Below are 9,640 nucleotides of genomic sequence, written 5' to 3'. Positions count from 1 at the left end.
ATTCCGGTGACAATACTTTGCTCTAATGCATGTGAAAATGCTCCGTGACCAATATCATGCAATAAAATAGCAATACAAAGTGCATTCGCTTCTTCATCTGAAATTTCAACTCCTTTTAGTTTTAGGTTCCGTACAGCTTTTTGCATTAAATGCATACTTCCAATAGCATGATGAAAACGTGTATGATGTGCTCCTGGATACACTAAATGAGATAAACCCATTTGAGAAATACGTCTTAATCGCTGAAAATAAGGATGATCTATTAAATCACAAATTAAAGTGTTTGGAATAGTAATAAAACCGTAAATTGGATCGTTTAGTATTTTGAGTTTGTTCGTTTTTTTTCCGGTCAAAACAATTATTTTTTTAATAAGTTTAACAAAGATAACAATATGAGTGAGATAAACATTTTATGGGTTGATGATGAAATAGATATTTTAAAACCACACATTCTTTTTTTAGAGAAAAAAGGATACACCGTTTCAACTTGTAATAATGGCGCAGATGCAATTGACATGTGTGATGAACATAATTATGATATTGTGTTTTTAGATGAAAATATGCCTGGTTTAAGTGGTTTGGAAACGTTAACTGAAATAAAAAGTAAGCGAGCAAACTTGCCTATTGTGATGATTACCAAGAGTGAAGAAGAATATATTATGGAAGATGCCATTGGTAATAAAATTGCTGATTATTTAATTAAACCTGTAAATCCACATCAAATATTATTGAGTTTAAAAAAGAATCTTGATCATTCTCGTTTAGTTTCTGAAAAAACCACATCAAACTATCAACAAGAATTTAGAAAAATAGCGATGGATTTGGCGATGGTAAATTCATATGAAGAATGGATTGAAATTTACCAAAAATTGGTGTATTGGGAATTAGAGCTTGAAAACATTAGCGATTCTGGTATGATTGAAATTCTTGAAAGTCAAAAACAGGAAGCTAATTCACTGTTTTTTAAATTTATTAAAAAAAATTACTCAGACTGGATTCATTCTAATAATAATAATAATAATGATGCACCTATTTTATCAAATACCTTATTTAAAAATGTAATTCTTCCTGAAGTAAAAAAATCAAAAGGAACATTACTGGTGGTTGTAGATAATTTGCGCTACGATCAATTCAATATTCTTGAGAAAACAATTACAAAATATTATAAAAAAGAAGAAGAAATTCCTTATTTCAGTATTTTACCTACAGCTACACAATATGCGCGTAATTCAATTTTCTCTGGCTTAATGCCTTTAGAAATGGAACAAAAACATCCAAATTATTGGAAAAATGATACTGATGAAGGTGGAAAAAATTTATATGAAGAAGATTTTTTACAAGCACAATTAAAACGTCTTAGAGTTGATATAAAAGCTGAATATTATAAAATTACCAATCTGAAATCTGGTAAGCAACTTGCTGATAATTTCAATGGTATTAAAGAAAATGATTTAACGGTTATTGTTTATAATTTTGTTGATATGCTTTCACACGCAAAAACTGAAATGGAAGTTATTAAAGAATTAGCTAGTGATGATAAGGCTTACAGGTCTTTATCTAATAGTTGGTTTATGAATTCTCCTTTGCTTGAAATGATTCAAAAAGCACAAAATTTAGGACTTAAACTTATTATAACTACAGATCACGGAACCATAAACGCTAACGTTCCTTCAAAAGTAATTGGTGATAAAAACATAAGTTCAAATTTACGTTACAAGACTGGAAGAAGCCTTTCTTATGAAGATAAGGAAGTATATGCTGTTAAAAATCCTAAAGAAATTGGATTACCATCAATTTCAATAAATAGTTCGTTTATTTTCGCAAAGGAAGATTACTTCTTTGCGTACCCAAATAATTTCAACCATTTTGTAAAGTACTTTAAAAACACCTATCAACATGGTGGCATTTCTTTAGAGGAAATGATAATTCCATGTGCTATATTTGTACCGAAATAATATGATAATAAATATAGTTTACGCTAGCAGTTCTCAGAAAATTTAACTGATAACTGATAACTGATAACTGATAACTGATTTTGTATGATTAAAAATTACTCGCTACACCAATTACCAGAAATTGCGAAGGAAGTGCTACAATTTGCTGAACACAAAGTATTGTTATTTTATGGAGAAATGGGTGTTGGAAAAACAACATTAATTAAAGAACTTGTAAAACAATTAGAAGTTTTAGATACTGTTAGTTCTCCTACTTTTTCTTTAGTGAATGAATATCATACAAAAAATAACGATACAATATTTCACTTTGACTTCTATAGAATTGATAATGAGGAAGAAGCTATGGATATGGGAATTGAAGAATATTTGTATAGTGATAATTGGTGTTTAATTGAATGGCCCAATAAAGTTGAAAATTTACTACCTTTAAACTCAGTAAGTATTACAATTACCACAAACAGCAATCAACAACGAACTATAGAACTTATTAATAATGAGTAAACAAGCTACTTCACCATTTAGCAAACACGAATTACTTCCACAAGAAGAAACTTTAGAAATTAAAAAGCAAAGAGGCGAACTTGTTATTGGAATTCCCAAAGAAACCCATTATCAAGAAAAAAGAGTTTGTTTAACACCCGATGCCGTTGGCGCATTAACAGCACAAGGACATAAATTTGTAATTGAAACTGGAGCAGGAAATGGAGCTAATTTTTCTGATAATGAATACTCTGAAGCTGGTGCTAAAATTTCATACGATGTAAAGGAAGCTTTTGGTTGTCAAATAATTTTAAAAGTTGAACCACCTTCATTGGATGAGATTAAATTAATTAATCCGCAAAGCACATTATTTTCAGCATTACAATTAAAAACTCAAACCAAAAAATATTTTGAAGCACTTGCCAGTAAACGCATAACTGCTATAGCTTTCGATTATATTAGAGATGAACAAGGTATCTATTCTATTGTAAAATCACTAAGTGAGATTGCTGGAACCGCCTCTATTTTAATTGCTTCTGAAATTATGAGTAATGATAATGAAGGAAATGGACTCTTATTAGGAAACATTAGTGGTGTACCACCAAGTGAAGTTGTTATTTTAGGCGCTGGTACTGTTGGTGAATTTGCAGCTCGCTCTGCCATTGGTTTGGGTGCAAACGTAAAAGTATTTGATAATTCTATCACAAAATTAAGATGCTTACAACGTAATTTAGGAAGATCTATTTACACATCAACCATACAACCTAAAACTTTACAAAAAGCTTTAATGCGCTGTGATGTTGCTATTGGAGCTTTAAGAGGTAAATCTCGTTCACCAGTAATTGTTACTGAAGAAATGGTTGAACAAATGAAAGAAGGATCTGTAATTGTTGATGTAAGTATAGATAGAGGCGGTTGTTTTGATACTTCTGAAATAACAAATCATAAAAAACCTACATTTAGAAAACACGGAGTTATACATTATTGTGTTCCAAATATACCATCTAGATATTCTAGAACTGCCTCAGTATCAATAAGTAATATATTTACACCTTATCTATTAAGTATTGCTGAAGAAGGTGGTTTTGAAAATGCTGCCCGTTTAGACAAAAGTTTACAAAAAGGGATGTACTTTTACCACGGAATTTTAACCAATAGAGTTGTAGCAGATTGGTTTAATTTACCATTTAGAGATATTAACTTATTGTTTTTGTAAAATGACTTTTAAACAACGTTTACCTTATTTTTTAGGCGGATTAACCATTGGTATTATTGTAGTTACATTTTTTTTAGGAAAAAAAGAAACCACATTTGATTATGGCCCAAACGCTAGAGTTTTAAAAAATATTAGAATTAAACATAGAGCTTTTTCTTCTGAAGCTTTAATAATTTTAAACTCTAATAGAATTGACACCACTGCAATTTCTCAAATTTTAACAAACGGAGATGTAGATATTAGAAATAAAGTTAAATTAGATTCTTGCTTTTATGAATACAAAATTACAGGCGAAAAGAATTTAAAAGATATTACGTTAACTGTAATAAACTGCGATTCAACTGCCATAATTAAAAATATTACTTTTCAATAGCAATTTCTGAATAGTAATATTCTTTAATTTTTTTGATACTTTTAATAGATTTCTGAAGCCAATTTAGATATAACTCATTTTTTTCTAATTCACTTAATTCCCAATTCACCTCAGATTTTTTAAGTCTATCATTCATATCTTGCAATATAATGGCTGCAGCAACAGAAATATTTAAACTCTCTGTAAAACCAACCATTGGGATTTTTAAATAACCATCTGCATTTTCCATCACATCTTTTGAAAGCCCCTCCTTCTCAACTCCAAAAAAGAAAGCAGATTTTTGTGTAATGTCAAAATCTTGTAAAACACAAGAGTCATTATGTGGTGTTGTTGCAATAATTTTATATCCTTTCTTGCGTAAATCGTCAATACAAGCCAATGTATTGTTAGTATCTTTCTCCTTAAATAGTTTAAAATCCAACCATTTTTGTGCACCTTTTGCTACTTGGTTTGAAGCATAAAACTTGTATTTATTTTGAATTACATGAACATCCTGTATTCCAAAAATTTCGCAACTCCTTACCACAGCACTCGCATTATGCGGTTGGTAAATATCCTCAATAGCTACTGTAAAATGTCGTGTTCTATCATCTAATACTTTCCTAAATAAATTTCTTCTTTTATCAGTAACAAATTGTTCTAAGTATTCAATAAATTTATAATCTACCATTCAAAATTAACTTTGTTCAAATATAAAATTTTACTTTTGAATAAATTACAGATATGAAAAAAATAGTAGTTCTTACTGGGGCTGGTATTAGTGCTGAAAGTGGTATTAAAACTTTTAGAGATGCTGATGGTTTATGGGAAGGCCATGATATTATGGAGGTTGCCTCACCTACTGGTTGGGAACGCAACAAAAATTTAGTACTCGATTTTTACAACAAACGAAGATCACAATTATTAAATGTTCAACCTAATAAAGCTCATAATTTATTGGTTCAACTTGAAAAAAACTATGAAATTACAATTATTACCCAAAATGTAGATGATTTACATGAACGAGCAGGAAGTACTAATGTAGTTCATTTACACGGAGAACTATTAAAAGTAAGAAGCACTAAAAATCAACAACTTATATATGAATGGAGAAAAAACTTAGTTATTGGTGATGTATGTGAAGAAAATCATCAATTAAGGCCACATATTGTTTGGTTTGGAGAAGCTGTACCTCTGTTAGATAAAGCGATAGAAATAACTGCAATGGCTGATATTTTAATAATTATTGGTACTTCAATGCAAGTGTATCCTGCAGCAAGCTTAATAAACTTTATTAAGCCTAATACACCAATCTATTTTATAGATCCAAAACCTTCAATTGAAGAACATAATTATTCAAATTTAAAAATTATAGCTAAAAATGCTTCAGTTGGAGTTCCAATGGTAGTTAAACTATTAATTGAAAAATTGTAGTAAATAGTTCGCCTTTTGAAATATGACTTCCCATTTCAATCAGTTTAAAAAGCTCTAAATTTCTATCAGACTCATATTTTTTTGAAGCTTTAAAATAGTCTATACTATCATCTAACGGATTTTTTAAAAACCAACTAAAATCATCAGTTTTTAAAAAGCTTCTACTTTGATCATTTAACTTAATATAAATTCTAATAATTTCTTTAGAGTTACATTTAAATAAATTAATATCATTATCAGAAATATGTTCTAAAAATTTAGTTTTTGTTAATACATCTTCCCAAACTACATCGCTAAATATATTTAACTCTTCTTCTGCCATTGAAGGGTTTTCTGTTTTAATTTTAGTCCACTCATTTACATCAATTTGCTGTGTAGCTAAAAATTTAGAAAACTCATTACTTAATTCCGAAAATTGTTCTTTAGTTAATTGTCTGTATTTCATTTTAATTGTAATAAAAAAAACCGCCCAGATTGGGCGGTTTAATATAATAATTTTCAAATTATTTAAAATGTATAACGCAATCCAAATTGTGCTTGCCATCTAGATAACAAACTAGAATCATAAACATATGTAGATTTTAAATTTTCACTAAATGTGTATGTAGGAATTCCATTTCCATCAACTGAAACACCAATAGGTTGAACAGCATCTGGTTGTTGAACCAACCCCCAATTAGAATTAATCATATTTCCAAAATTTAAAATATCAATTGTAAACTGTAAAGAATTTGTATCTGATAATTTTAATTCTTGAATAAACTTCACATCCAATTTACCTCTCCAAGGAGCTAAAGCACCATAACGTTCAGCATATCCACCTCTGTTATCGCTTAAGTAATCATCTTGTTGAATAAATTGTTCAAAAGCTTCAGCTTGTCCAGCTCCTGAAAATTGCATTGAACCAATTTCAGTAGCTGTAGGAATATAAATTAAATCATTTAAGTTAGAACCATCTCCATTAATATCACCAGCATAGGTATAATTAAATCTTCCTCCTTGAGCATATTCATAGAATGTAGAAATTGTAGTTTCCCATTTGTTATTAGCTTCATATTTCCAAGTTTTAGAGGTAACCATAATAAATCTATGAGTATCTCCATATTTTGAATATGCTAACTGAGCATTATTTACATTCCCTAAAGATGGGTTGAATGCAAAAGCATCTCCTGTAATTTCAGCTTCAATTGAGTTAACATCCTTAGAGTTTAAGTAGTTATAAGCTCCCATTACATACAATCCATTTTCAAAAGTTCTTTGTGCTTTAAATGAAGCATTAAAAGTTCTTCCTTTATCAGAATTTGTAAATACATATGCATTATTTCCTAAATCAGCACTTGTATAAACAGGTCTATTATCAACACCTTGTAAACTTCCAGTTGGTAAACCTAATCCCCAGTTTTGAACGTGTGCACCATTAATATCTTTTGTGTAAGATAAATCTGTAGTTAAAATTGTACCGTTTTCTAATTTGTAATCTAATCCTAAACTATTTCTCCATACTTGTGGAAATTTAAAATCTGGATCAACAACTTGGTAAAACCATACATTTGGATTTCCAATTTGGTTTCCTAACCATACAAATGGAAAACGTCCAGTAAATAAACCTGTTCCTCCTCTTACTTGTAGTGTTTTATCTCCTTTAGCATCCCAATTAAATCCAAACCTTGGAGAAATTAAGAAATCATTGTTTGGCATTTTTGTTGAATCAAAAAATACGGTTTCTCCTGTTGAAGGATCAATATAAGGCACATCTGGCGCATAAAAATTACCAGGAAAATCAATTACATCTTGTGCTTTTTTATTTGAATCAAAGAATAATGGCTTATCAAAACGAACACCATAAGAAACTTTAAAGTTATCATTTACATTCCATTCATCTTGCATATAAACAGCTAATTGACCAACATTTGTTTCAGCTAAAGCCCAAGAATCATTTGCATTATTGTTGTCAAAAATATTTTGAGCATTTGTCATTGCGTCAGCTAATAAGCCATTTGCAATTCCATTACGGAATCCATCCATATCTGCAAAATCACCAAAGAAAGCACCTACATAACCTCTACTATCACCTAAGCCATAAGCTCCTAAGTTAAATGAGTTGTCAAATTGAAATTTTTCAAATGAAAACCCAATTGTGTAGTTATGGTTTCCTTTACTAATATTTAAGTTATTTGTTAACTGAAATACTTTTTGATCTAATTTATTATTAATAGAAAAAGGTTCGTGACCTGCAACTATATAATTTGCTCCACTTCCATCTTGAATTCTAAAAGCTGGCATTGGAGCAGATTTTGGAGATCTAAAATCATCAAAGTGAGTATATCCAACTTGTAATTTATTAGTTACATTATCAGCCAATGTAGAGTTTAATTCTACTAAAACTGATTTTAGTTTGTTATTGATTTGGTATCCTGAATTTTCAAATTGTAGCATCTGAGAGCTTGGACCTCTAAATCCTAGCGCTGTTGGATGTGCAGGTAAATCTCTTGAAGCATTTAAAAAATTATAAACAAAAGACATACGGTTATTTTCATTAATATTCCAGTCTAACTTTATAATACCTTTTGTACTATTAGAATTGTGTGTAAACCCTTGATATGCACCTGTATCATAACCAATTCCTGCTAAAGCAGCTTGTACTTCTTGCAAGTCAGTTTCTAACACTCTTGATTCATTAATTGCAGTATTCGAATCTCCATTATTAGGTAACCAATTTTGGCCTAAATCAGATCTTCTATCTTCTTCATAGTTTACAAAAAGGAATAATTTATCTTTTATAATTGGAGCTCCAATACTAAAACCAATTTGTGTTTGCTCTAATTTTGGCACAGAAATATTTTCACCTTTAATTTTATCTCCAGTTAAATCTTGATTTCTAAAAAATCCATAAACAGTTCCTGTAACTTTATTAGTACCACTTTTAGTAACAGCGTTTACAGAGGCACCTGTAAAACCAGACATAGTTACATCATAAGGAGCGGTTGCAACAGAAATTTGCTCAATAGCATCTAAAGATACTGGTTGCGCTCCTGTTTGACCTCCAGGTGTAGCAGCATCTAATCCAAATGGGTTGTTAAAGATAGAACCATCTAACGTAAAGTTGTTAAATTGATCATTTCTACCTCCAAAAGAACCTCCAGAAGCTGATGGCTCTAAACGTGTAAAATCTGAAGCAGATCTTGAAATTGTTGGTAATTTTGTTAATTCTCTTTTACCAACGCTTGTTTCAGCACCTGTTCTACTATTATTAAAAGTAGCACTTTTACTACCAGTAATAACAACTTCATTTAATTGTTCGCTTTCAGCAACCATTTGTACATCAATATCTAATGCACTACCTAAATTTAAATATACATCCGTATATTCAATGGTTCTAAAACCAACATAACTAATTGTAATTGTGTAAGGCCCACCAACACGTAAGTTTGATAATGTGTACCTTCCGCTTTCTAATGTCATTGCTCCAGCAACTGTACCTGTTGGTATGTGCTTTGCAACAACATTTGCACCATACAAACCTGCAGATGTGTCGTCACTTACTAAACCTTGAATTTTTGAAGTTGTAACTTGAGAAAAACCAGTAACAACATAAAATACAACGATAAGTAATGAAAATAGTAATTGTTTCTTCATTTTGAATTAATATTAAATTAAGATTTGTTAATTTGAGAACAAATATAAACAAAAAAAGCTCACTATTATAGTGAGCTTTTAGCTAGTTTATTAACTATATGTTGTTAATTACTTTGTTCTGCAATTATTTCAATTGGTAATTCTACAATTACAGCTCTGTGCAATCTAATTGTAGCATTATATTTACCAAGTCTTTTAATGTTTCCACCTTCAACTTTAATGAACTTTTTATCAATTTCATGTCCTGCAGCAGCTAAATTTTCTGCAACGTTACCATTGTTTATTGAGCCAAATAATTTAGAACCATCGCCTGTTTTAGCAATAATTTTAATTTCTAACTCTTTAATTGCATCTGCAATTTTAGTAGCATCTTTTATTAGTTTTTCCTCTTTAAAAGCACGTTGCTTTAAAGTTTCTGCTAATACTTTTCTTGCTGAAGTAGTTGCTAATACTGCAACCCCTTGAGGAATTAAATGATTACGTCCATAACCATTCTTTACAGCTACAATATCATCTTTAAAACCTAAGTTTTCAACGTCTTGTTTTAATATAATTTCCATAATTCCT

The 9,640-nt window shown here is 30.1% G+C and carries 10 protein-coding genes; 5 read left to right on the top strand and 5 right to left on the bottom strand.

Annotated features, from left to right (window positions below):
- A partial coding sequence (locus GQ540_RS10945) for an HD domain-containing protein (RefSeq protein WP_291800957.1) occupies positions 1-353 on the bottom strand: 353 nt, incomplete at its 3' end.
- A gap of 39 nt (positions 354-392) precedes the next feature.
- On the opposite strand from GQ540_RS10945, the gene GQ540_RS10940 reads away from it, so the two are divergent.
- From GQ540_RS10940 to GQ540_RS10925, 4 genes are all read left to right on the top strand, one after another.
- Positions 393-1,955, top strand: a complete 1,563-nt coding sequence (locus GQ540_RS10940; RefSeq protein WP_291800955.1) for a bifunctional response regulator/alkaline phosphatase family protein — start codon at positions 393-395, stop codon at positions 1,953-1,955.
- 84 nt (positions 1,956-2,039) lie between these two features.
- A complete protein-coding gene (tsaE, locus tag GQ540_RS10935; RefSeq protein ID WP_291800953.1) occupies positions 2,040-2,456 on the top strand; it encodes a tRNA (adenosine(37)-N6)-threonylcarbamoyltransferase complex ATPase subunit type 1 TsaE in 417 nt (138 codons plus the stop codon).
- Complete coding sequence (locus tag GQ540_RS10930; RefSeq protein ID WP_291800951.1) at positions 2,449-3,651, top strand: alanine dehydrogenase; 1,203 nt, start codon at positions 2,449-2,451, stop codon at positions 3,649-3,651. The genes tsaE and GQ540_RS10930 overlap by 8 nt, the downstream gene beginning before the upstream one ends.
- A 1-nt stretch (position 3,652) precedes the next feature.
- Complete coding sequence (locus tag GQ540_RS10925) at positions 3,653-4,024, top strand: hypothetical protein (RefSeq protein ID WP_291800949.1); 372 nt, start codon at positions 3,653-3,655, stop codon at positions 4,022-4,024.
- Here GQ540_RS10925 and GQ540_RS10920 read toward each other — a convergent pair.
- Complete coding sequence (locus tag GQ540_RS10920; protein ID WP_291800947.1) at positions 4,011-4,694, bottom strand: RNA methyltransferase; 684 nt, start codon at positions 4,692-4,694, stop codon at positions 4,011-4,013. The genes GQ540_RS10925 and GQ540_RS10920 overlap by 14 nt on opposite strands.
- Positions 4,695-4,747: 53 nt before the next feature.
- Here GQ540_RS10920 and GQ540_RS10915 point away from each other — a divergent pair, with 53 nt between their 5' ends.
- Positions 4,748-5,437: an NAD-dependent deacylase gene (locus GQ540_RS10915; RefSeq protein ID WP_291800945.1), complete on the top strand. Its 690-nt coding sequence runs from the start codon at positions 4,748-4,750 to the stop codon at positions 5,435-5,437.
- Here the strand turns inward: GQ540_RS10915 and GQ540_RS10910 are convergent.
- From GQ540_RS10910 to rplI, 3 genes are all read right to left on the bottom strand, one after another.
- Positions 5,412-5,882, bottom strand: a complete 471-nt coding sequence (locus GQ540_RS10910; RefSeq protein WP_291800943.1) for a DUF6495 family protein — start codon at positions 5,880-5,882, stop codon at positions 5,412-5,414. The two genes, GQ540_RS10915 and GQ540_RS10910, sit on opposite strands and share 26 nt — an antisense overlap.
- A 62-nt stretch (positions 5,883-5,944) precedes the next feature.
- Positions 5,945-9,073 carry a carboxypeptidase regulatory-like domain-containing protein gene (locus GQ540_RS10905; RefSeq protein ID WP_291800942.1) on the bottom strand — a complete coding sequence of 1,043 codons (3,129 nt, stop codon included), beginning with the start codon at positions 9,071-9,073 and terminating at the stop codon, positions 5,945-5,947.
- A gap of 104 nt (positions 9,074-9,177) precedes the next feature.
- The gene (rplI, locus tag GQ540_RS10900; RefSeq protein WP_291800959.1) at positions 9,178-9,633 is read right to left on the bottom strand and encodes a 50S ribosomal protein L9; all 456 of its coding nucleotides are present in this window, start codon (positions 9,631-9,633) and stop codon (positions 9,178-9,180) included.
- Positions 9,634-9,640: the final 7 nt, after the last annotated feature.

It is taken from the genome of Lutibacter sp. (assembly GCF_013139515.1).
Classification (GTDB): domain Bacteria; phylum Bacteroidota; class Bacteroidia; order Flavobacteriales; family Flavobacteriaceae; genus Lutibacter.
The sequence above is the reverse complement of the archived record's forward strand: the minus strand, read 5'-3'. Positions and strand labels throughout refer to the sequence as shown.

Excerpts from the sequence above, each read along its gene's own strand:
- GQ540_RS10940 (WP_291800955.1), top strand. The coding sequence starts at position 393 with ATGAGTGAGATAAACATTTTATGGGTTGATGATGAAATAGATATTTTA.
- tsaE (WP_291800953.1), top strand. The coding sequence starts at position 2,040 with ATGATTAAAAATTACTCGCTACACCAATTACCAGAAATTGCGAAGGAA.
- GQ540_RS10930 (WP_291800951.1), top strand. The coding sequence starts at position 2,449 with ATGAGTAAACAAGCTACTTCACCATTTAGCAAACACGAATTACTTCCA.
- GQ540_RS10925 (WP_291800949.1), top strand. The coding sequence starts at position 3,653 with ATGACTTTTAAACAACGTTTACCTTATTTTTTAGGCGGATTAACCATT.
- GQ540_RS10920 (WP_291800947.1), bottom strand. The coding sequence starts at position 4,694 with ATGGTAGATTATAAATTTATTGAATACTTAGAACAATTTGTTACTGAT.
- GQ540_RS10915 (WP_291800945.1), top strand. The coding sequence starts at position 4,748 with ATGAAAAAAATAGTAGTTCTTACTGGGGCTGGTATTAGTGCTGAAAGT.
- GQ540_RS10910 (WP_291800943.1), bottom strand. The coding sequence starts at position 5,882 with ATGAAATACAGACAATTAACTAAAGAACAATTTTCGGAATTAAGTAAT.
- GQ540_RS10905 (WP_291800942.1), bottom strand. The coding sequence starts at position 9,073 with ATGAAGAAACAATTACTATTTTCATTACTTATCGTTGTATTTTATGTT.
- rplI (WP_291800959.1), bottom strand. The coding sequence starts at position 9,633 with ATGGAAATTATATTAAAACAAGACGTTGAAAACTTAGGTTTTAAAGAT.